General features: G+C 53.8%; 21 protein-coding genes. 15 read left to right on the top strand and 6 right to left on the bottom strand.

Features of this window, described 5'->3' with window-relative positions:
- The first annotated feature begins 2 nt into the window (after window positions 1-2).
- Both ACP3TC_RS12540 and ptsG read left to right on the top strand, forming a co-directional pair.
- Complete coding sequence (locus ACP3TC_RS12540; RefSeq protein WP_313857036.1) at window positions 3-806, top strand: metal-dependent hydrolase; 804 nt, start codon at window positions 3-5, stop codon at window positions 804-806.
- A 293-nt stretch (window positions 807-1,099) separates the two neighbouring features.
- Window positions 1,100-2,533 (top strand): PTS glucose transporter subunit IIBC, encoded by a 1,434-nt coding sequence (gene ptsG / locus ACP3TC_RS12535; protein ID WP_313857038.1) that lies wholly within the window; start codon window positions 1,100-1,102, stop codon window positions 2,531-2,533.
- 74 nt (window positions 2,534-2,607) lie between these two features.
- Here the strand turns inward: ptsG and ACP3TC_RS12530 are convergent, their stop codons facing one another.
- Window positions 2,608-3,747 (bottom strand): glycoside hydrolase family 88/105 protein, encoded by a 1,140-nt coding sequence (locus tag ACP3TC_RS12530; RefSeq protein WP_313857039.1) that lies wholly within the window; start codon window positions 3,745-3,747, stop codon window positions 2,608-2,610.
- A gap of 9 nt (window positions 3,748-3,756) precedes the next feature.
- On the bottom strand, window positions 3,757-5,349 hold the full coding sequence (locus tag ACP3TC_RS12525) for an MFS transporter (RefSeq protein ID WP_426816567.1): 1,593 nt from the start codon (window positions 5,347-5,349) through the stop codon (window positions 3,757-3,759).
- A gap of 367 nt (window positions 5,350-5,716) precedes the next feature.
- Between ACP3TC_RS12525 and hinT the strand changes: the two genes are divergently transcribed.
- The 8 genes from hinT to ACP3TC_RS12485 all read left to right on the top strand — a co-directional run bounded on the left by hinT (window position 5,717) and on the right by ACP3TC_RS12485 (window position 11,980).
- Window positions 5,717-6,067, top strand: a complete 351-nt coding sequence (gene hinT, locus ACP3TC_RS12520) for a purine nucleoside phosphoramidase (RefSeq protein ID WP_313857042.1) — start codon at window positions 5,717-5,719, stop codon at window positions 6,065-6,067.
- 20 nt (window positions 6,068-6,087) lie between these two features.
- Window positions 6,088-6,456: a YcfL family protein gene (locus ACP3TC_RS12515; RefSeq protein WP_313857043.1), complete on the top strand. Its 369-nt coding sequence runs from the start codon at window positions 6,088-6,090 to the stop codon at window positions 6,454-6,456.
- A gap of 43 nt (window positions 6,457-6,499) precedes the next feature.
- A complete protein-coding gene (gene lpoB / locus ACP3TC_RS12510) occupies window positions 6,500-7,066 on the top strand; it encodes a penicillin-binding protein activator LpoB (protein WP_390902535.1) in 567 nt (188 codons plus the stop codon).
- Window positions 7,050-7,877, top strand: coding sequence for a thiamine kinase (gene thiK / locus ACP3TC_RS12505; protein WP_426816566.1), 828 nt, complete (start codon window positions 7,050-7,052; stop codon window positions 7,875-7,877). The genes lpoB and thiK overlap by 17 nt, the downstream gene beginning before the upstream one ends.
- Window positions 7,878-7,964: 87 nt before the next feature.
- Entirely contained in the window at window positions 7,965-9,014 is a 1,050-nt protein-coding gene (nagZ, locus tag ACP3TC_RS12500) for a beta-N-acetylhexosaminidase (protein WP_313857679.1), read from the top strand.
- Window positions 9,015-9,110: 96 nt separating this feature from the next.
- The gene (gene ycfP, locus ACP3TC_RS12495) at window positions 9,111-9,653 is read left to right on the top strand and encodes an alpha/beta hydrolase YcfP (protein ID WP_426816565.1); all 543 of its coding nucleotides are present in this window, start codon (window positions 9,111-9,113) and stop codon (window positions 9,651-9,653) included.
- A gap of 221 nt (window positions 9,654-9,874) precedes the next feature.
- On the top strand, window positions 9,875-11,179 hold the full coding sequence (locus ACP3TC_RS12490; protein ID WP_313857048.1) for an NAD(P)/FAD-dependent oxidoreductase: 1,305 nt from the start codon (window positions 9,875-9,877) through the stop codon (window positions 11,177-11,179).
- 261 nt (window positions 11,180-11,440) lie between these two features.
- The gene (locus tag ACP3TC_RS12485; protein ID WP_313857049.1) at window positions 11,441-11,980 is read left to right on the top strand and encodes a glycine zipper 2TM domain-containing protein; all 540 of its coding nucleotides are present in this window, start codon (window positions 11,441-11,443) and stop codon (window positions 11,978-11,980) included.
- Window positions 11,981-12,068: 88 nt separating this feature from the next.
- On the opposite strand, the gene ACP3TC_RS12480 is transcribed toward ACP3TC_RS12485, so the two are convergent.
- The 4 genes from ACP3TC_RS12480 to ACP3TC_RS12465 all read right to left on the bottom strand — a co-directional run bounded on the left by ACP3TC_RS12480 (window position 12,069) and on the right by ACP3TC_RS12465 (window position 17,030).
- Window positions 12,069-12,314 carry a YmjA family protein gene (locus ACP3TC_RS12480; RefSeq protein WP_313857050.1) on the bottom strand — a complete coding sequence of 82 codons (246 nt, stop codon included), beginning with the start codon at window positions 12,312-12,314 and terminating at the stop codon, window positions 12,069-12,071.
- Between the two features lie 115 nt (window positions 12,315-12,429).
- Window positions 12,430-12,912 carry a cold-shock protein gene (locus ACP3TC_RS12475; RefSeq protein ID WP_313857680.1) on the bottom strand — a complete coding sequence of 161 codons (483 nt, stop codon included), beginning with the start codon at window positions 12,910-12,912 and terminating at the stop codon, window positions 12,430-12,432.
- Between the two features lie 328 nt (window positions 12,913-13,240).
- Window positions 13,241-16,684 (bottom strand): transcription-repair coupling factor, encoded by a 3,444-nt coding sequence (gene mfd, locus ACP3TC_RS12470; RefSeq protein WP_426816564.1) that lies wholly within the window; start codon window positions 16,682-16,684, stop codon window positions 13,241-13,243.
- 136 nt (window positions 16,685-16,820) lie between these two features.
- Complete coding sequence (locus tag ACP3TC_RS12465; RefSeq protein WP_313857054.1) at window positions 16,821-17,030, bottom strand: hypothetical protein; 210 nt, start codon at window positions 17,028-17,030, stop codon at window positions 16,821-16,823.
- A 254-nt stretch (window positions 17,031-17,284) separates the two neighbouring features.
- Between ACP3TC_RS12465 and lolC the strand changes: the two genes are divergently transcribed.
- Genes lolC through cobB form a run of 5 tightly spaced genes read left to right on the top strand, consistent with a single transcriptional unit; the run spans window position 17,285 to window position 22,206 of the window.
- A complete protein-coding gene (lolC, locus tag ACP3TC_RS12460; protein ID WP_313857056.1) occupies window positions 17,285-18,484 on the top strand; it encodes a lipoprotein-releasing ABC transporter permease subunit LolC in 1,200 nt (399 codons plus the stop codon).
- Entirely contained in the window at window positions 18,477-19,181 is a 705-nt protein-coding gene (lolD, locus tag ACP3TC_RS12455) for a lipoprotein-releasing ABC transporter ATP-binding protein LolD (protein ID WP_313857059.1), read from the top strand. Before lolC ends, lolD begins: the two co-directional genes overlap by 8 nt.
- Window positions 19,181-20,425 carry a lipoprotein-releasing ABC transporter permease subunit LolE gene (gene lolE / locus ACP3TC_RS12450; protein ID WP_313857061.1) on the top strand — a complete coding sequence of 415 codons (1,245 nt, stop codon included), beginning with the start codon at window positions 19,181-19,183 and terminating at the stop codon, window positions 20,423-20,425. The genes lolD and lolE overlap by 1 nt, the downstream gene beginning before the upstream one ends.
- 24 nt (window positions 20,426-20,449) lie before the next feature.
- On the top strand, window positions 20,450-21,358 hold the full coding sequence (gene nagK / locus ACP3TC_RS12445; RefSeq protein WP_426816563.1) for an N-acetylglucosamine kinase: 909 nt from the start codon (window positions 20,450-20,452) through the stop codon (window positions 21,356-21,358).
- Between the two features lie 14 nt (window positions 21,359-21,372).
- Window positions 21,373-22,206, top strand: a complete 834-nt coding sequence (gene cobB / locus ACP3TC_RS12440; protein ID WP_313857064.1) for a Sir2 family NAD+-dependent deacetylase — start codon at window positions 21,373-21,375, stop codon at window positions 22,204-22,206.
- Window positions 22,207-22,261 lie beyond the last annotated feature (55 nt).

Here is a 22,261-nt window from a genome sequence, read left to right as displayed (position 1 = left end):
TTATGTTTTTAGTTGATTCCCACTGTCATCTTGATGGCCTGAACTACGAAACTGTGCACCAGAATCTCGATGATGTTCTGGCCAAAGCGGCGGCGCGCGACGTTAAATTTATGCTGGCTGTTGCCACTACTCTGCCGGGTTATAAAGCGATGCAGCAGCTGATTGGCGAGCGTCATAATGTGGCTTACTCGTGCGGTGTACACCCGCTAAACCAGGCTGAAGAGTATGATTTCGCCGAGTTACGCCAGCTGGCTGCCGATCCTCGTGTGGTGGCTATGGGGGAAACCGGGCTGGATTACTATTATCAGCCAGAAACCAAAGCGCGCCAGCAGGCATCCTTTCGCGAGCATATCCGCGTTGGCCGCGATATGAATAAACCGGTGATCGTCCACACCCGCGATGCACGCGAAGATACGCTGGCGATCCTGCGCGAAGAACAGGTTGAAGGCTGTGGCGGCGTGCTGCACTGCTTTACCGAAGATCGTGAAACTGCCGGTAAGCTGCTGGATATGGGCTTTTATATCTCGTTTTCCGGCATTGTCACCTTCCGTAATGCCGAAGCGCTGCGTGAGGCGGCGCGCTTTGTGCCGCTGGATCGTATGCTGGTCGAGACCGATTCGCCGTATCTGGCACCAGTACCGCATCGCGGTAAAGAGAATCAGCCTGCTTACACCCGCGACGTAGCGGAATATATGGCGGTGCTGAAGGGCGTTGATGTGGATACACTGGCGGCGGCGACGACACAAAACTTCTCTGATCTGTTTCATATTCCGATGTCGCGTCTCGGAGCTGAACAATCCGCCTGAATTCTTTTATAGCTCGTAATTAATAGTGAAAAGTCGTAAAGTGCAGCGCCATAAAATAGCGCATGCACTTTTTTTTTTGGCTAAAATATTAGCGTTATTTGCTATAAATTTTCTGGTTTGCGCTGATTGGTTCCACGAAACGTGATAACCATCAAACAAAATAATGCCGATTTATTTTACTCTTCGTAATAAATCCAGAGAGCGCTCAGACGCTCCACCAGCAAAGGGAACTCCCCCCTTTGCAACGCGCACTGCGCGATAAAAAAAGCAATCATACTCAGGAGCACCACAATATGTTTAAGAATGCCTTTGCAAACCTGCAAAAGGTTGGTAAATCGCTAATGCTGCCGGTATCGGTTCTGCCGATTGCCGGTATTTTGCTGGGTGTCGGGTCAGCAAACTTCAGCTGGCTGCCCGCCGTTGTCTCCCACGTTATGGCGGAAGCCGGCGGGTCGGTTTTTGCCAACATGCCGTTAATTTTCGCCATCGGTGTGGCGTTAGGCTTTACCAATAACGACGGTGTTTCGGCACTGGCGGCGGTAGTGGCTTACGGCATTATGGTGAAAACCATGGCCGTTGTAGCGCCACTGGTGCTGAACCTTCCGCCAGAAGAGATAGCGTCGCAACACCTTGCCGATACCGGTGTGCTCGGCGGTATTATCGCCGGTTCCATCGCGGCGTATATGTTTAATCGCTTCTATCGCATTAAGTTGCCTGAATATCTGGGCTTCTTTGCCGGTAAACGTTTTGTGCCGATTATTTCCGGTATGACGGCGATTTTCCTTGGTGTGGTGCTGTCATTTATCTGGCCACCAGTGGGTACGGCGATTCAGAAATTCTCCCAGTGGGCGGCTTATCAGAATCCAGTGATGGCATTCGGCATCTACGGGGTGGTTGAACGTGCTCTGGTGCCGTTTGGTCTGCATCATATCTGGAACGTACCTTTCCAGATGCAGATTGGTGAATACACCAACGCAGCGGGCCAGGTGTTCCACGGCGATATCCCACGTTATATGGCGGGTGACCCAACGGCAGGTAAACTGTCTGGTGGCTTCCTGTTTAAAATGTTCGGACTGCCCGCTGCTGCGATTGCCATCTGGCATTCTGCGAAGCCGGAAAACCGTGCCAAAGTGGGCGGTATCATGATCTCCGCTGCGCTGACATCGTTCCTGACCGGTATCACTGAACCGATCGAATTCGCCTTTATGTTCGTGGCGCCGATTCTGTATGTGATCCATGCGCTGCTGGCTGGCCTGGCGTTTACGCTCTGTATTCTGTTGGGTATGCGTAACGGCACCAGCTTCTCGCACGGTCTGATTGACTTTATCGTACTGAGCGGTAACAGCAGCAAAATCTGGCTGTTCCCGATTATCGGCATCCTGTACGGTCTGGTTTACTACACCGTCTTCCGGGTACTGATTGCCAAACTGAATCTGAAAACGCCGGGTCGTGAAGATGCGACTACCGAGCAGAGCACTACTGCTGCCAACGAAATGGCGGCTAACCTGGTGAATGCCTTCGGTGGTAAAGATAACATCACTAACCTGGATGCCTGTATTACCCGTCTGCGCGTCAGCGTTGCCGACGTGGCGAAAGTGGATCAGGCTGGCCTGAAGAAACTGGGCGCTGCTGGTGTGGTGGTCGCAGGTTCAGGTGTGCAGGCTATTTTCGGCACCAAATCTGACAACCTGAAAACGGAAATGGACGACTATATCCGTAGTCACTAAGCCAGATTCCGCAGGTAAAAAGGGGAGCGAAAGCTCCCCTTTTTTATGGCTGAGAATGCGTGCAGCGATAACCGTCAGAGATAAACACGCAGATATTCTGTCAGGCACAGCAGTGCCATCGCCTGACCATAAGGCATTGAGGTAAGGGGGATCTGGCGATAGTAATCCAAATCTTTGCCCATTGCGGTGCCAAACGAGACCTGCGTCAGCTCGCCGTCGGCATTGATATGACGAATCACGCCCTGCAGCGCTTTTTCCGCCATCGGCAGATAATCCCGCGATATATAGCGTTTACGCACTGCTTTCAGAATGCCATAGGCAAAACCGGCGGTCGCAGAGGCTTCCGGATAGCTGTCACGATCGTCAATCAGCGTGTGCCAAAGCCCATTTTCATGCTGATACTGTTGCAGCGCAGCAATTTGCGTCTCCAGCACTTGCAGCAGGAAGCGGCGGGTGGCGTGATTTTCCGGCCAGTCCATCAGTTCGATAAACTCCGGGATCACAATCGTCAACCAGCTGTTGCCACGCGCCCAGCGGGCATTGGCAAAATTATGCTGGCCGTCAAACGTCCAGCCGTGGAACCACAGGCCGCTCTGTCGATCCATCAGATACTGCACATGCAGCAGGAACTGATAGCTGGCTTCTTCTGTGTAATCCTGACGATTCAGCAGCTTGCCAATTTTCGCCAGCGGCAGCACGCTCATCATTAGCGTGTCGTCCCACAGTTGCTGGTGGTTTTCATTATTATAAACAATGTGTTGCAGGCCGTTGCACTTGGTGCGAGGCATTTCGTACATTACCCATTCTGCCCAGCGCTCCAGAACCGGCAACAGCGCTGGATTACCGGTCTCTTCATAGCGATAGGCCAGCGTCAGAAACGGGCAGACGGTGTTGACGTTTTTGGTCGGTGTGCCTTCGGCGAGGCGGGCGGCAAACCAATCGTCGATAATCGCCAGCGTCTTTGGGTCACCGGTTTGCTGATAGTAGTGATACATACCATACAGGCCAATGCCGTGGGTCCATTCCCAGCCCGCCCAGCCTTTGGTGTCGATCACCCGTCCATCATCCAGCCGCAGCAGAAACTCGCCGCTGGTATCAGTGATATTCACCAGGTTGTCAGTCAGCCGGGCGATCAGCTGGGTCAGCTCTTCACGTGGCAGCAGAAATTCGGGCTGGCGAAGTAACGCGCTCTGTTTTACAGGGAATACCGTCATCGTTCGATCCTATCTTTTCAACGTGTGAGTGATGGGCACTGCGCCCGTGTCTGCGCCTGGCAGTGCGGGGGCAGGTGCTTTGTTGCGATTAAGGAAACCAATATTGTTGTTACCCCACAGATTCTCGTAAGGCATTCCGGCCAGCACTTCCACCGTGGCGCGAGCCTGCGGCGTGATGCGATCCGGCACTGCACGACCCGCCTCGCGCATTTTTAACGTCTCTTCGCGCAGGGTGCTGTGGGTTTGCAGATTCAGTTTGAAGCGCAGTGAGATAAAGAAGCCAATGGCCAGCACGCAGACGGTGCCAACGCTGAGGATCAGCAGGATGGTATGGGTAACGGCTTCGCTTTGCACCGACTGGCCGGAGACAAAACCGGAAAGCTGCAATACGATGCCGACAAACATCACTGCGCCAGCCTGTGAGGCTTTACGCGTCAGCGTCATAATTCCGGCGAAAATGCCTTCACGGCGCTGACCGGTGATCACCTCATCGACATCGGCGATGTACGTGTAGATATTCCACGGTACATAGTTGATTCCGCCACGACCCAGCCCGGCGACTGCGGAAATCACCAGCAGTAGCGACAGATTGTCGTTCATTCCGGCATACCACAGTCCGGCGTAGGAGAGGGCCGCGCAGCCAAACAGTATTACCACCAGGCGGTAGGACGGTGCAGGCCCAAGGCGAATACACAGCGGGATCATGCCCATCACCGCGACAAACTGCAGAATCGCCATCGTGCCCATCAGATTCGAGGCGATCTGGGCGCTTTGCATCAGCACAAACACCACGTACCAGGTAAACACCGCGTTAAACACGTCCTGCGCGATATAGCCGCCGAGATACATGCCCAGGTGCTGGCGGAAAATACGAATGCGGAAAGTGGAGGCCAGCTCGACATACAGCCGCTTCAGGCTCTGCATCAGGGTCAGCTGACTTTTTTCCTCTTCGGCCCGGCGTGACTCCGCAGAAAAATCCTCCGGCGCACGTTCCCAGCTATACAACCACACCAGCGTCAGCACCACGGCGCAAATCACCGAGAACACCAGGCTGGAGTAAAAGAACGAAATGGCGTTATCTTTACCAAAAATGCCTAACAGTACGCCCGGCAGGAAGGCGGCAAGGATCGCTGACAGCTGCGCCAGCGCGATGCGCGCCCCTGAGAATTTGGTTTTCTTCTTAAAGTCATCGGTCATCTCCGGCACCAGGGTTTCATACGGCACCAGAATCATGGTGTAGACGATGTCGAACAGCAGGTAGGTCAGCAAATAATAGAGATAGCTCATATCGCCAACCCACATCAGGCTGTAGCTGAACACGCAAGGAATGCCGAGCAGGATAAAGAATTTGCGCCGACCGAAGCGTTTTCCCAGCCGGGTAGATCCAAAGTTGTCGGTCAGGAAGCCCATCAGCGGGCTGATGACCGCATCCAGCACGCGCGCCGCCGCGAAGATAAATGTGGCCTCAATCGGCGTCAGTCCACAGAACGTGGTATAGAAGTAGAGTAGCCAGGCTGCCGTCAGCGCAGTGGTGCCTGCGCCGAGGAAGTCGCCGGAGCCATAAGCGAGATAATGAGCTAATCCAATCTTACGAGAGGGCATGTGAGAGACTCCCTGGTCAGCGCTTAGTGAATAATTGGGGGGGCCGAAAACGCATACGGCCTGGCATGAAAGTAGAGCGAGAGCGGCGGCTAAACCTTCGCGATTCTGCAAGCCCGACGGCAAAAGTGGCAAAAATACAAAGAGCAGGCTGACCAGAGTCTAAATTTATAAAACAGTGTTTTATTTTTATTTGATGCGGACGATAAATTTGCGAGCTGGCGCACAAAAAGAGTCGAGTGGAGACGGTGAGTGCGGGAAATGATGTAAAGCCGTGCAGTTGGCGAAAGAAAAGTGACTTGAAGGTTGAAAGAAAACGAATTTCTCGCTCATACTGCGTTAACTTATCTCTCTGCTAAGGATTTGCACTATGGCTGAAGAAACTATTTTCAGTAAAATCATTCGCCGTGAAATTCCGGCTGATATTGTTTATCAGGACGAGCTGGTCACTGCCTTTCGTGATATTTCGCCACAGGCACCGACTCACGTATTGATTATTCCCAATGTGCTGATTGCCACTGCTAATGATGCCAGCGAAGCCCATGAGCAGGCGCTGGGTCGGATGATCACCGTGGCGGGCAAAATCGCCAAAGAAGAAGGGATTGCGGAAGATGGCTACCGCCTGATTATCAACTGCAACCGGCATGGTGGTCAGGAGGTCTATCATATCCATATGCACCTGGTCGGCGGTCGTCCTCTCGGTCCGATGCTTTCACATTGATTACTCAGCGGAACACCATTATGCGGCCTTTGCTTGCCGGTATACCCCTGTTGCTGGCCCTGAGCGGTTGCAGCAGCGAACAGTCAATGATCAATACTTCACAGTCACTGGTGATGGAGTCTGCGGTTTTGTCAGCAGGGATCATTACTGATGAGCCTGATATCAGTGAACGGGACGGTCAACAGCGTGCCAGCACCGTGCTGTTTAATCAGCAGGAAAAACCGGTAACGGTTAATTATCGCTTTTACTGGTATGACGACAAAGGACTGGAAATCCGGCCTTTTGAGCGCCCGCGGACGATTGTGGTGCCTGCACATGCTAAAGTCGAAATCGCTTCGCAACTGGGTAACCTAACCGCCAGCAAAGTGCGACTTTATCTCTATCTCTAAGGGGAAAATTGTGACCAGCAGTATTTATAAACTTTCCGGCGTGATGTTACTGGCGCTGATTCTCAGCGGTTGTATTAATGGTGATCAATCACAGCAGCAGCCAGCGCCGGTTGAACCGGTACAGCCGACGCAACCGGTCGAACAGCCACCGGCACAGCCTGAGCCGGGTGAAACCGTGCAGCCACCGCCGAAGATTGTCACCATCAACTGGGATGCCAGCGTGCAGCCACTGGTGGCAAAAATGTTGCAGGCCGAAGGCGTTACGCCAGGCAGCGTGTTGTTAGTCGACCGGATTAAAAACAGCACCAACGGTAGCCTGCAGACGGCAAAAGCCACCAGCGCACTGCAAAATTCGCTGGCTAATAACGGCAAATTTACCCTGATCACCCCGCAGCAGCTGAATACCGCGAAACAGACGCTGGGCCTGTCGGCGGAAGACAGCCTGACGTCGCGCAGTAAGGCGATTGGACTGGCGCGTTATGTCGGTGCGCAATACGTGCTTTACAGCAATGCGCAGGGCGATGTGAAATCTCCTGAGCTGCAAATGCAGCTGATGCTGGTACAGACTGGCGAAATCATCTGGTCTGGAAACGGTGACGTACAGCACTGATGCTGCACTGCAACGGTTAATCGACCAGCAGTTCCCGGCGGCTAAGGCCGCCGGTTGCTTTTCACCGCTGGCCGGGCTGACCGGTTTAACCGGCGTCGTGATGATTGGTCAGCAACGGATACTGGCGCGCCGGGAAGCGCCGCAGCCGATTCCGTTCGTCAGCCGTCGTCGCGAGTATCAGCTGCTTAAACGTTTTGCTGCCAGTGGCCTGGTGCCGCAGGTGATTGGCCGTAATCAGCACTGGTTACTGCTGGAATGGCTGGACGGCGAAGTGCTGGATGAAAAGCAGTTCGCCGCGCGGATTGATCAACTGGTAAGGCTACTCGGCCAGCTGCATCACCAACCGCTGAGCGGTTACCGACTGCAACTGCTGCCGCTGCTGGAAAGCTACTGGCAGCAATGCCAGCAGCGTAACTGCCAATGGTTACGCGCCCTGCGCCGTTTACAGCAGCGCGGTGAGCCCCGGCCACTGCGTATTGCGCCGCTGCATATGGATGTCCATGCCGGCAATTTGTTGCAGTGCGGGTCGCGCTTACGCCTGATTGACTGGGAGTATGCCGCTGACGGCGATATCGCGTTAGAGCTGGCGGCAATCACCGCGGCTAATCCGCTAAATGCGGCGCAATGCGCGACGCTGGTGAGGCAGTATGCCGCTGATAATCAGATTGATGCGGATGTACTGCACAGGCAGATGCGGCGCTGGCAGCCGTGGTTGCGCTTGCTGATGGCCAGCTGGTATCAGTTACGTGCCGAACAAAGTGGCGATCCTCATTTGTATCAGGCTGCCGCTGACGCCTGGCTGGCGGTTTAATCGCCGCTGTTGCCATTTTTCCATCTGTAACTACTTTGGCGATCGTCTGGCATGATCGCCTGCTTTTAAACGGGAATCTCAAATATGATGGAGTTGACCACGCCTGGCCCGGTAATGCTGGATGTACAGGGTTATGAACTGGATGCGGAAGAGCGCGAAATATTACAGCATCCGCTGGTGGGCGGTTTGATTCTGTTTACCCGCAACTACCACGATCCGCAACAGCTACGTGAACTGGTTCGCCAGATTCGTGCCGCTTCGCGCAATCGGCTGGTGATCGCGGTCGATCAGGAAGGCGGACGCGTGCAGCGTTTCCGTGAGGGTTTTACTTCATTACCGGCGATGCAGTCCTTTGCCGCGTTGCACGACAGTGCCACCGCAGGTGAGCTGGCGCAGCAGGCCGGCTGGTTGATGGCGTCGGAAATGATCGCGATGGATATCGATATCAGCTTTGCGCCGGTACTGGATATTGGACATATCAGCGCGGCAATTGGCGAGCGCTCGTTTCATCAGGATCCGGCGATTGCCCTGGCCGTGGCGCGCCGTTTTATTGATGGCATGCATGAAGCCGGAATGAAAACCACTGGCAAACACTTCCCCGGACACGGTGCAGTCAGTGCCGACTCGCATAAAGAGACGCCGCGTGACGGGCGTGACGAAGCTGAGATTCGTCAGCATGATATGCAAATCTTCCGACAGTTAATTGATGAGCAAGCACTGGATGCGATTATGCCGGCGCACGTTATCTACACGGAAGTTGATCCGCGCCCGGCCAGCGGTTCGCCACACTGGCTGAAAACCGTGCTGCGCGGTGAGCTGGGTTTTGATGGCGTGATTTTCTCTGACGATTTGTCGATGGAAGGCGCGGCCATTATGGGCAGCTATGCCGAGCGTGGGCAGGCGTCGCTGGATGCCGGTTGCGATATGATTCTGGTCTGCAATAACCGTGAAGGTGCGGTTAGCGTACTGGACAATCTGGCACCGCGCAGGGCGGAGCGCGTCAGTCAGCTGTATCATCGGGGAACCTTTACCCGCCAGCAGTTGCTGGCCTCGTCACGCTGGAAAACGGCGAATAATCAGTTAAGCCAGCTGCACGATCAGTGGCTGGCCCACAAAGCTGAACTCAGCCAGCGCTAGCCGCGGTATCATGCAAAACCTGTCAGCGATCAATTTCGTCAGCGCTGGCAGGTTATACTATCAAAGTTGGTTTGCATCTCATCGGCGAGGATTACAATGATCATCTATCTGCACGGTTTTGATTCAAATAGTCCGGGTAATCATGAAAAAGTGCTGCAACTGCAGTTTATCGATCCTGATGTCCGCTTGCTGAGCTACAGCACGCTGCATCCGAAACATGATATGCAGCATTTACTCAAAGAGACTGACAAGATGCTGCGGCTTAATTCCGACGATCGCCCGTTAATATGCGGTGTCGGTCTGGGGGGATACTGGGCGGAGAGAATCGGCTTTCTCTGTGATATTCGCCAGGTGATAGTCAATCCCAACCTGTTTCCCGGCGAGAACATGACGGGCAAAATCGACCGGCCGGAAGAGTATCTGGATATCGCGACAAAATGCGTCAGTAACTTCCGCGAAAAGAACCGCGATCGCTGCCTGACAGTGCTGTCGCGTCATGATGAAGCGCTGGATAATCAGCGCAGCGCACAAATATTGCAGAGCTTTTATGAGATCGTCTGGGATGAAGAGCAAAGCCATAAGTTCAAGAATATTTCCCCGCATTTACAAAGAATTAAAGCGTTTAAAACCCTCGGCTAACACCGGCTTTTGGCCGACTGGCAATCGGCCATCATAAGTTTTATGAGTAATAATCTGAGTTTTAATCAATAAAATTGACCACGATCAATTTTGGTATGACCAAGTAACCCGCCCATGTTATCCTGCCTTCAGATAGCGATTTAAGTTCGCCAACCCTATGTTAATTAAGGATATTATTTTAACTTTTAATTAACGATTGGTTCACATTTTGAGGGGGTCGTTTGACTACACCAATGAAGAAAATTGTCATCGTCGGTGGTGGTGCCGGTGGACTGGAGCTGGCAACCCAGCTTGGTCGCAAACTGGGCCGCAAGAACAAAGCCGAAATCACGCTGGTCGATCGTAATCACAGCCATTTGTGGAAGCCGCTGTTACATGAAGTTGCGACCGGTTCTCTTGATGAAGGCATTGATGCGCTGAGTTATCTGGCACATGCGCGCAACCATCATTTCCAGTTCCAGCTGGGAACGGTGACCGATCTCAATCGTGAAACCAAACGTCTGCACCTCGCCGAAATTCGCGATGCGCAGGGCGAACTGCTGGTGCCCGAGCGTGAACTGGCGTATGACACGCTGGTAATGGCGCTGGGCAGTACCTCCAATGATTTTGGTACTCCGGGCGTTAAAGACCACTGTATCTTCCTCGATAACCCGCAGCAGGCCCGTCGTTTCCATAATGAAATGCTGAACCTGTTCCTGAAATTCTCATCGAATGAAGGCGTGCAGGAGAAGGTGAATATCGCCATCGTTGGTGGCGGAGCGACCGGGGTTGAGCTGTCTGCTGAATTGCATAATGCGGTCAAACAGCTGCACAGCTACGGCTATAAAGGCCTGGATAATCAGGCATTAAACGTGACGCTGGTCGAAGCGGGTGAGCGTATCCTGCCAGCGTTACCGCCGCGTATCTCGACTGCTGCCCATCAGGAACTGACCAAGCTTGGCGTGCGCGTATTGACGCAAACTATGGTGACCAGTGCCGATGCAAAAGGGCTGAACACCAAGTCCGGAGAATTTATTGAAGCGGATTTGATGGTATGGGCCGCCGGTATCAAGGCGCCAGACTTTATGAAAGATCTCGGTGGTCTGGAAACCAACCGCATCAATCAGCTGGTGGTCAATGAGACCTTGCAGACCACGCGCGATGAAAACATCTATGCCATTGGTGACTGCGCATCCTGTGCATTGCCAGGCGGCGGTTTTGTGCCGCCACGCGCCCAGTCGGCGCACCAGATGGCGTCACGCGCGCTGGAAAATATTCTGGCTCAGATGAAAGGGCAGACGCTGAAACCTTACGTTTATAAAGATCATGGTTCACTGGTTTCACTGTCCCGTTTCACTACCGTTGGAAGTCTGATGGGTAATCTTATGCGTGGCTCGATGATGGTGGAAGGGCGCATTGCGCGTTTCGTCTACATCTCGCTGTATCGTATGCATCAGATTGCTCTGCATGGTTATTTCAAAACCGGCCTGATGATGCTGGTAGGCAGTATTAACCGGGTGATTCGCCCGCGCCTGAAACTGCACTAAGTAATATGGCGGGATTATTCCCGCCATTTCAGAACATAATTAAGCTGCCGCCAACGTTGTTATCAAATACCTGCTTCCAGGAACACTCCTAAAAGACTTTCCTTATTACATTCGTCCATTTGTCTGATTGTTCCGCTGCCGCAGTTTCTGCAAAATCCACAGTATGTACCACGGCGCGTCGCGCACGCCGAGTCGGCCAAAATTGCAAGGGAACGCGCAATGGCAAAACAATGCGCGGTAACAATGTCAGGAGGATTTCCTGTGAATAAATCAATGTTGGCGGGTATTGGAATTGGTGTTGCAGCTGCTCTGGGTGTTGCTGCGGTCGCCGGAATGAATATGTTTGACAGTGGCCCGCAATATGCTCAGGTGCTCTCGGCAACGCCGATTAAAGAAACCATCAAAAATCCGCGTCAGGAGTGCCGTAACGTCACCTTAACGCACCGTCGCCCGGTGCAGGATGAAAACCGTATTGCCGGTTCAGTATTAGGTGCCGTCGCCGGTGGGGTGTTAGGCCATCAGTTTGGCGGTGGACGTGGTCGTGATGTTGCCACGGTTGCTGGCGCACTGGCCGGTGGCTACGGTGGTAATCAGGTTCAGGGCGCTATGCAGGATCGTGATACCTACACCACCACCGAGCAGCGCTGCAAAACGGTCTACGATAAGCATGATAAAATGCTGGGTTACGATGTCACTTACAAAATCGGCGACCAGCAGGGCAAAGTCCGGATGGAAAACGATCCGGGGACCCGTATTCCGCTGGACAGTAAAGGCCAGCTGATGCTGAATAATAAGGCGTAAACTGGCGCGCATTAACGCTGGTTTATTCTGATAAAAAATCCGTAAACCTTCTGGTTTGCGGATTTTTTTTGTGATGTGTCAACCGCAGCTACTCATTACCCCATTGATTAAGGAACGTGGCGATATCATCGATACGCCGTTCATTGATACCGGCTTCACTGGCCATCTCTTTCTGCGCATCCTCGCTGATTTCTTCATTATTCATTAAGCGAGTGATGAGCAGCTGGAAATAGTGTGCCAGCGGGTCACGTTCTGACTCGCTTACCGGTTCAGCGGATTCCGTCGTATACTCATCCACGATGTCATAATATTTAATCGGTACTTCATTGCTCATAATAGCCTCTACGGGTCAATGTCTGTATCAGTTGCTGTATGCGCCATCTGGTCTGAATAGTAAATTCTTACTTCGTTATTTCAGCGAAGCAACCGGAAAAACGAAAAATAATGCTTTAGACCTTAAGCATTTTCACCGTGTCATCCACGTCTATCTCATCTTCCGAGAAAATTAACGTCGTTCCCTGGAAGGTGGTGATCGCCAGTTTTTTCAGCGAGCGCATTTCACCGGGCTTGGCGGATGATTTCGGCCTGATGCTGTTCATCAGTAGACCCACAGACAGCACTGCATTTTCTTTATCGATGCCGGTATCGGCAGGCACTTCTTCGCTGTAAACCAGATAAGACTTAATCGATGTGAGCTTAATGCGCTCGCCGGCGATATAGATGTATTTGCTTTCTGGTGCAACTTTTACAGCATAAGCTGACAAGCCCTTGTTATTGGTGGTGGGTTCGAACGTCACCGCCGCATCTTTTTTAATCAACTCCGGGTTAGCGACCTTAATCACATGAAAATAACGGTTATCACCGTTTTCATCTTTGATAAATCCAAAACCTTTATCTTGAAACCAGGTTGTGATCGTTCCGTTCATCGCTATTACCGCCTGTTTAATCGTTTATCTACTCAGTTTTTGCTGCGCGCAGTGTAAAACACAATGCCTGCATAGACCACGTCTTTGCTCTCAGTCCGGACGATAAATTTCAGTCAGGCGAGGGGGCTGCGGGCAGGTTGAGGTGTCAGCTTTAGCCTGATGATCCCCGACATCCTCTGATAACGATCGCGTGAGGCAAAACCCCGTTGGATTAGCGGCCATGCCATTGGAAAGAAAATTCAGAAATGCTTTGGTTAACCGTTTTACGCCGCCGTTAAAAAATGCCTGACTCTTCAGCCAGGCATTGAATTTAAGTCCGGTTAGCATCGGCCAGTCAAGCCGCATTCTCCAGCAGCTGCGTCATAAAATCGCGCATCCACTTCATGCGTAATTTTCGCTCGCTGAGATCGCGAATAAACTTCAGTCGCGTTGGGCCATCCAGACGCCAGTGCTGCGGCTCTTTTTGTAGCAGACCAATCAGCCAGCCGGGATCAACTTTGTTCTTCTCAGCGAATTCAATAAAGCCACCTTTTTCATTGCCTTCAATGCGGCGCACGCCGAGCTTCTGAGCGGTTAAGCGTAACGCCGCGATATCCAGCAGATTACGCGCCGCATCCGGCAGCAGGCCGAAACGGTCGATCAGTTCGACTTTCAGATCCTCCAGCTCGCTGTCGGTCTGGGCGCTGGCAATACGTTTATAAAAGGACAGGCGGGTGCTGACGTCCGGAATAAAATCGTCCGGCAGCAGCGATGGCATACGCAGTTCGATTTCTGTCTGATTGCTGGTGAGATCCTCAAGCGACGGTTCGCGGCCCTCTTTCAGGGCATCGACCGCATTTTCCAGCAGTTCCATATACAGTGAGAAACCGATAGTTTCCATCTGGCCGCTCTGGTCTTCACCCAGCAATTCTCCGGCACCGCGAATCTCCAGGTCGTGAGTCGCCAGCGCAAAGCCTGCGCCAAGATCTTCCAGCGAGGCAATGGCTTCCAGCCGCTTGTGGGCATCGGTGGTCATTGCTTTCGGATGCGGCGTCAGCAGCCAGGCGTAAGCCTGGTGGTGCGAACGCCCGACGCGACCGCGTAACTGGTGCAGCTGCGCCAGGCCGAAGTGGTCCGCACGCTCAATAATAATGGTATTGGCGCTGGCGATATCAATGCCGGTTTCAATAATGGTGGTACACACCAGTACGTTAAAGCGCTGATGATGGAAGTCGTTCATGACCCGTTCCAGATCGCGTTCGCGCATCTGGCCGTGCCCAATGGCAATGCGCGCTTCCGGCACCAGCTCCGCCAGCCGCTGTGAGGCTTTCTCAATATTCTCAACGTCGTTGTACAGATAATAAACCTGGCCGCCACGCAGGATTTCGCGCAGAATCGCTTCACGCACCACCAGATCGTCATACTCGCGCACAAAGGTTTTCACCGCCAGACGGCGCGCCGGCGGGGTCGCAATAATCGACAGATCGCGCATGCCGCTCATCGCCATATTTAGCGTACGCGGAATGGGCGTGGCGGTCAGCGTCAGGATATCCACGTCAGCACGCATCGCTTTAATGCGCTCTTTATGACGTACACCGAAGCGGTGCTCTTCATCGACAATCAGTAATCCCAGATCGCGCCACTTAATCTCGCTTTGCAGCAACTTATGGGTGCCAATCAGAATATCAATCTTGCCTTCGCTCGCCTGTTCAAGAATCTGCGCCTGTTCTTTGGCGGTACGGAAACGGGACAGCATCTCAATGCGCACCGGCCAGTTGGCAAAGCGATCGCGGAAGTTATCGTAATGCTGTTGCGCCAGCAGGGTGGTTGGCACCAGCACCGCTACCTGTTTATGGTTTTCAATCGCCAGGAAGGCGGCGCGCATCGCCACTTCAGTCTTACCAAAGCCGACGTCACCACACACCAGGCGATCCATCGCCAGCGGCTGACACATATCACTGAGCACGGCATTGATTGCCTGCGCCTGATCCGGTGTGGTTTCAAACGGGAAAGTTTCGCAAAACAGTTGATACTGCTCGCGATCGTGTTTAAAGGCGAAACCGGTTTTGGCAGCTCGCTGCGCGTAGATATCCAGCAGTTCTGCCGCAACATCACGCACTTTCTCGGCGGCTTTCTGGCGCGCGCGTGACCAGGCATCGCTACCCAATTTATGCAGCGGCGCATTTTCATCAGCACCGCCAGCGTATCGGCTGATTAAATGCAGCGAGGAGACCGGCACATATAATTTGGCGTCACCGGCATAAGCCAGCATCAGATATTCTGCCTTGATGCCACCGGTCTCCAGCGTGGTCATCCCCAGATAGCGTCCGACACCGTGTTCCAGATGGACCACCGGCTGGCCCTCATGCAGTTCGGCGAGGTTGCGGATTAACACGTCCGGATTGATGGTGCGGCGGCTGTCCTGACGGCGACGCGTGACGCGTTCGCCCAGCAGGTCGCTTTCACAGATTAAGGCACGCTGGCGCAGGCCATCAATAAAACCGCGTTCGCTGGCACCTATCATCAGATAGTGACCCGACTGGCCAGCCTCATCGAGACGGTGAAGGGTTTTTGGCAGTACTTTAATACGCGCCAGCAGCTCAAGTAATGCTTCGCGGCGGCCTTCACTTTCAACCGAGAAGATGACCGACCCGCTAAATGTTTCAAGGAAACGGCGCAAATTATCCAGTGGCGCTTTTGCCTGCGCCTGGACCGCAAGATCCGGTAAAGGCTGATAATCCAGATTGGTATTGGCGGCTTTGGCTGGCAATATTTCACTGCTGAGCTGAACCCGTGGCCAGTTCTTTAGCTCGCTGAACAGCTGGTCAGTGCGTAACCACAGGTTTTCCGGCGCTAACAGCGGACGCATCGGGTCGACGCGGCGATTTTCATAGCGCGCATTCACATCAAGCAGAAAACGGTCAGCGCTGCTTTCCAGATCGCCGGTATTCACGATCAGTGTGTTGTCCGGCAGATAGCTAAACAGCGGCGGCAGGGGTTGATCAAAAAACAGCGGCTGCCAGTATTCGATACCGGAAGGCAGTGTACCTTTGCTGACCTGCTGATAGATATGTTCGGCTTCACGTTTTACATCAAACTTCTCGCGCCACTGGCTGCGAAACAGTTCGATAGCGGCTTTATCGGTGGGAAATTCATGCGCCGGCAGTAAATTAATCGCTTCAACTTCTTGCAGCGTGCGCTGCGAATCGACGTCAAATACCCGCAGGCTGTCGATTTCATCATCAAAGAAGTCAATACGGTAAGGCTGTTCGCTGCCCATCGGATAGAGATCGAGCAGTGCGCCACGCGTGGCGTACTCGCCGTGTTCCATAACCTGATCAACACTGCGATAGCCTGCCTGCTCCAGCTGGCTGCGCAGCGTATCACGCGATAACAGCTGTCCTTTTTGCATGACCAGCGCGTGACCATGTAAAAAGCTGTGCGGACAAACGCGCTGCATCAGCGTGTTAACTGGCAGGATCAGCACACCGCGTTGCAGTGCCGGTAACTGATACAGTGTCGAAAGGCGCGATGAGATGATTTCCTGATGCGGCGAGAAGCTGTCGAACGGCAGCGTTTCCCAGTCGGCGAGGCTAATCACCGGCTGGTCAGTAAACTGCTGGATTTCATCCTGCAGGCGCAGCGCATTCTGCATATCAGGGGCGATTAACATTACCGGCCCGTGATGACGTTCGATAATTTCAGCACATTCAACGGCACAAGCCGCACCGGTCAGCTGCCCAAGCAGGGAGCGATCGCCGGCTTTCTCAGGCAGGGAATAGCGAGTCTGTTCTGGCATAGTCGGTTCGACGTTCTCTTGATTAATTCTATGGCGGTAATGATTTCACAGAACGCGCCAGGGATCACCTGATCGCGAGCGGAATTTTATTCATACGAATCATGCGCGAAGACCTGATGAAACCAGCAAGCGGTCGCTATTTCGTTGACTGCTGAGTGTAGTGCATTTTGGGCCGATCGATATTCGCCCAGCACAACTCGGCTTCCAGATGGTAACTGTGGTTGCCATCATCCCATCTGACGTAATAGCCGGTGGGAGAATCCCCCTGATCGAAGATGTTAACCACCATACCGTTGATATGGCCGGTTTTATGTTTGACGATACTGCCTTTGGGATACCTGAACATGGTACAACTCCGGTGCCTGAATAGCGCAAGAAAACCTCTCTGACTGACACTGATTATAGTTTATTGCTTATACCCCTGTAGGAAAAAGGGGCATTAAAACCGCGATACTGTTGATTATTTCAGCATTCAGTCGCTCGCCTGCACTATCTTTACAGGGTTTCCAGCATACTCAGAGGCTTAGTGGTTCCATAAAGCGGGCTGCTCCTTTATCATCCTTAACACTTTGCATTAGCAACCGCCACAAGACGGATTACATGTATCAACCTGTTGCGTTATTTATCGGTCTGCGCTACATGCGCGGACGAGCGTCAGACCGCTTTGGTCGGTTTGTCTCCTGGCTTTCCACTATCGGCATCACGCTGGGCGTGATGGCGTTGGTTACCGTTATGTCGGTTATGAACGGTTTCGAGCGCGAACTGGAAAACAATATTCTTGGCCTGATGCCGCAGGCGCTGATTACCAGCGACAAAGGGTCGGTCAATCCTCAACAATTACCGGCAGAGAGCCTGAAACTTCAGGGAGTCAGCCGCGTTGCGCCGTTAACCACCGGTGATGTGGTGCTGCAAAGCGCGCGAAGCGTGGCGGTCGGCGTGATGCTTGGCATCCAGCCTGATGAGCAGGATCCGCTGACGCCGTATCTGGTTAATGTCAAGCAGCAGGATCTGCAGGCGGGGCAGTACAACGTCATTCTCGGTGAGCAACTGGCCGGGCAACTCGGGGTTAAACGCGGCGACTCAATTCGTCTGATGGTGCCGTCTGCCAGCCAGTTTACCCCGATGGGCCGTCTGCCAAGCCAGCGCCTGTTCAATATTATCGGCACCTTTGCCGCCAACAGTGAAGTGGATGGTTATCAGATTCTGGTCAACCAGCAGGATGCTTCACGCCTGATGCGCTATCCGGCGGGCAATATCACCGGCTGGCGTTTATGGCTTGATAAGCCGCTGAGTGTCGATACCCTCAGTCAGCAAAAACTGCCTGACGGCATGGTGTGGAAAGACTGGCGCGAACGCAAAGGCGAGCTTTTCCAGGCGGTGCGCATGGAGAAAAATATGATGGGCCTGCTGCTGAGCCTGATTGTGGCGGTAGCCGCATTTAACATTATTACCTCGCTGGGCCTGCTGATTATGGAGAAGCAGGGTGAAGTGGCGATCTTGCAAACCCAGGGCCTGACGCGCCGTCAGATTATGATGGTGTTTATGGTGCAGGGTGCCAGCGCCGGGATTATCGGCGCGCTGCTCGGAGCGTTGCTCGGCGTATTGCTGGCCAGCCAGCTTAATAATCTGATGCCGGTGATTGGCATGTTCCTCGATGGTGCCGCGCTGCCGGTGGCGATTTCGCCGTGGCAGGTAGTCGCCATTGCGCTGACCGCAATGGTGGTGGCGCTGCTTTCGACGCTTTATCCTTCCTGGCGCGCTGCCGCCGTACAACCCGCTGAGGCTTTACGCTATGAGTAATTCGATCCTGTTGCAGTGTAACGATCTGTGCAAACGCTATCAGGAAGGCAGCGTCCAGACCGATGTGCTGCGCAATGTGTCATTCAGCATTGAGCCGGGTGAAATGATGGCGATTGTCGGTAGCTCGGGTTCCGGCAAAAGTACCCTGATGCACCTGCTTGGCGGTCTGGACTCACCCACTTCCGGTGAGGTGGTGTTTGATGGCAAGTCGCTGAACAGTCTCTCTTCATCGGCCAAAGCCGAACTGCGTAACCGCGAGCTCGGTTTTATCTATCAGTTTCACCATCTGCTGCCGGACTTTACCGCGCTGGAAAACGTGGCGATGCCGCTGCTGATCGGTAAAGTGAATAAAGTTGAGGCGCAGGAAAAAGCCCGGGCGATGTTAAGCGCGGTAGGCCTGGAAAAACGCGCCGCGCATCGTCCCTCTGAACTGTCGGGCGGCGAACGTCAGCGCGTGGCGATTGCCCGTGCGCTGGTAAACAATCCGCGTCTGGTGCTGGCCGATGAACCGACCGGTAATCTTGATGCACGTAACGCGGATGCCATCTTCGATCTGCTGGGTGAACTGAACGTGCGTCAGGGCACTGCTTTTCTGGTCGTGACCCACGATCTGCATCTTGCCAAACGTCTGAAGCGTCAGATGGAGATGCGTGACGGTCAGCTGAGTGGTGAACTGACGCTGGCAGGAGCGTTGTAATGGCTGCTTCGTTATCGCTGCTGCTGGGTTTACGTTTCAGCCGTGGCCGTCGGCGTGGCGGCATGGTGTCACTGATTTCGGTAATTTCCACCGTCGGTATTGCACTGGGCGTGGCGGTATTGATCGTCGGCCTGAGCGCAATGAACGGTTTTGAACGTGAGCTGAATAACCGCATTCTGGCGGTGGTTCCGCACGGTGAAATCGAACCGGTTAATCAGCCATTTAGCGGCTGGCAGCAGATGATCCCGCGGATTGAAAAAGTGCCAGGTATTGCCGCCGCTGCACCTTATATTAATTTCACCGGTCTGATCGAAAGCGGAGCCAAACTGCAGGCAATTCAGGTTAAGGGTGTTGATCCTCAACAGGAAATGCAGCTCAGTGCGCTGCCAAAATTTGTGCAGAATAACGCCTGGTCCAGCTTTGCTGCCGGCAAGCAGCAGGTGATTATTGGTAGTGGGGTCGCAAAATCGCTCGGCCTGAAGCAGGGCGACTGGCTGACGATTATGATTCCCAACAGTGATACTGAACATAAACTGCTGCAGCCGAAGCGGGTGCGCTTGCAGGTGAGCGGCATTTTGCAGCTTAGCGGCATGCTCGATCACAGTCTGGCAATGGTGCCACTGGCGGATGCCCAGCAGTATCTGGCGATGGGCGACAACGTCACCGGAATTGCCATCAAAGTTAACGATCCGTTTAGCGCGAATAAACTGGTGCGCGATGCCGGTGAAGTCACCCAGTCCTATGTCTATCTGCGCAGCTGGGTAGGAACATACGGCTATATGTACCGTGATATTCAGATGATCCGCGCCATTATGTATCTGGCGATGGTGCTGGTGATCGGGGTGGCCTGCTTTAATATCGTGTCGACGCTGGTCATGGCGGTGAAAGATAAAAGCAGCGATATTGCGGTGCTGCGTACGCTGGGCGCCAAAGATGGGCTGATCCGCGCCATCTTTGTCTGGTATGGCCTGATGGCGGGCCTGCTGGGCAGCGTCACTGGGGTAGTGGTCGGCGTGCTGGCCGCGCTCAATCTGACCAGCGTCATTAACGGTATTGAAAAGCTGATTGGCCATCAGTTCCTCTCCGGTGATATCTACTTTATCGACTTTTTGCCGTCAGAACTGCACTGGACCGACGTGATATCAGTGCTGGCAACGGCGATTGTGCTGAGCCTGCTGGCCAGTTGGTATCCGGCGCGTCGCGCCAGCCGTATTGATCCGGCCCGGGTGTTAAGCGGACAATAATACCGATACCGAAGGGGATAGCGCATGTATTACGGCCTCGATATGGGCGGCAGCAAAATCGCCATTGGTGTTTACGATGCTCAACGCCAGCAGCGGTGGAGCAAACGCGTGGCGACGCCGCGCGATGATTATCAGCAGCTGCTGGCGACGCTGGAACAATTAGTGCTGGAGGCCGACAGCGTCTGCGGTCAACGCGGTAGCATCGGTATCGGCGTACCGGGTTTGCCGGTTCCGGACGATGGCACGCTGTTTACCGCTAACGTGCCGGCCGCGCGTGGTAAAACGCTTGGGGCCGATCTGTCGCAACGGCTACAGCGCGAGGTACGCATCGATAATGATGCCAACTGCTTTGCGCTCTCCGAAGCCTGGGACGATGAGTTTCAGGCCTGTCCGGTGGTGTTCGGGCTGATTCTCGGCACCGGCGTTGGCGGGGGATTGATCGTTGACGGTAAACCGGTGACCGGGCGTAACTACATTACCGGCGAGTACGGGCATATGCGTTTGCCAGTTGATGCCCTTGAGGTGCTCGGTCACGATATTCCGCTACAAATGTGCGGCTGCGGTAAACGCGGCTGTATTGAACCCTATCTCTCCGGGCCGGGTTTTTCCTGGCTCTGGCAGCATCATTATCAGCAGACTCTCAGTGCACCTGAAATTATCACCCGTTATTATCAGGGTGATACACTGGCGCAGGCCCATACCGAGCGATATTGTGAACTGTTGGCCGTTTGCCTTGGCAATTTGCTGACGCTGCTCGATCCGCACCTGGTGGTATTGGGCGGGGGATTGTCTAATTTTGATGCGCTCTATGACGGGCTGGAACAGCGGGTAGCGAAGTACCTGTTACCGGTGGCTAAACCACCGCGTTTTGCGAAAGCCCGACATGGCGATGCAGGAGGAATGCGCGGCGCCGCATTCCTTCATCTTAAGTAATTAAAGGAGCTTTTATGCGCACACCCCGTCGCCGACTGCGACTCGCACGCTACAAAAAGACCAAGCGTCAGATTCATCAACGCTTTCGTCAGCGCATTTTCGAGCGTGATCGTAGCGCTGAGCTGGCAGCACATCCGCTGCCGCGCGTGGTAGTTCTGACGGGAGCCGGGATATCTGCTGAGTCGGGTATTCGTACCTTTCGCGCCAGTGACGGCCTGTGGGAAGAGCATCGGGTTGAGGATGTGGCAACGCCGGAAGGTTTTGCCCGCGATCCGGCGCTGGTGCAGGCATTTTACAACGCCCGCCGTCAGCAGTTGCAGCAGCCGGAAATCCAGCCCAATGCCGCGCATCAGGCGCTGGCAGAGCTGGAATCGGTACTGGGTGACGGTTTTCTGCTGGTGACGCAAAATATTGATAACCTGCACGAGCGAGCCGGCAGCGAGCGGGTGATTCATATGCACGGCGAACTGCTGAAAGTGCGCTGTTCGATGAGTGGGCAGATTCTTGACTGGACTGAAGATGTTAAGCCAGGCGATCGCTGCCACTGCTGCCAGTTTCCTGCGGTGCTGCGCCCGCATGTGGTGTGGTTTGGAGAAATGCCGCTGCAAATGGATGAGATTTATCAGGCGATTGAACAGGCTGATTATTTTGTCGCTATCGGCACCTCGGGCCATGTCTATCCGGCGGCGGGTTTTGTCCACGAGGCCAAATTACAGGGCGCGCATACCGTAGAGCTGAATCTGGAGCCAAGCCAGGTGGGTAGCGAGTTCGAAGAGAAAAAATACGGTCCGGCCAGTCAAGTAGTACCGCTGTACGTGCGCACATTTTTGCTGGGGCTGTATAAGTAATCATTCTGTTCGGGAGCCGCTTCAGCTTCGGTACAGAGGATCTGCAGGGCAGAGA

Origin of the sequence: Winslowiella sp. 2C04 (assembly GCF_050037805.1) — a bacterium.
GTDB classification, from domain to species: domain Bacteria; phylum Pseudomonadota; class Gammaproteobacteria; order Enterobacterales; family Enterobacteriaceae; genus Erwinia; species Erwinia toletana_A.
The sequence above is the reverse complement of the archived record's forward strand: the minus strand, read 5'-3'. Positions and strand labels throughout refer to the sequence as shown.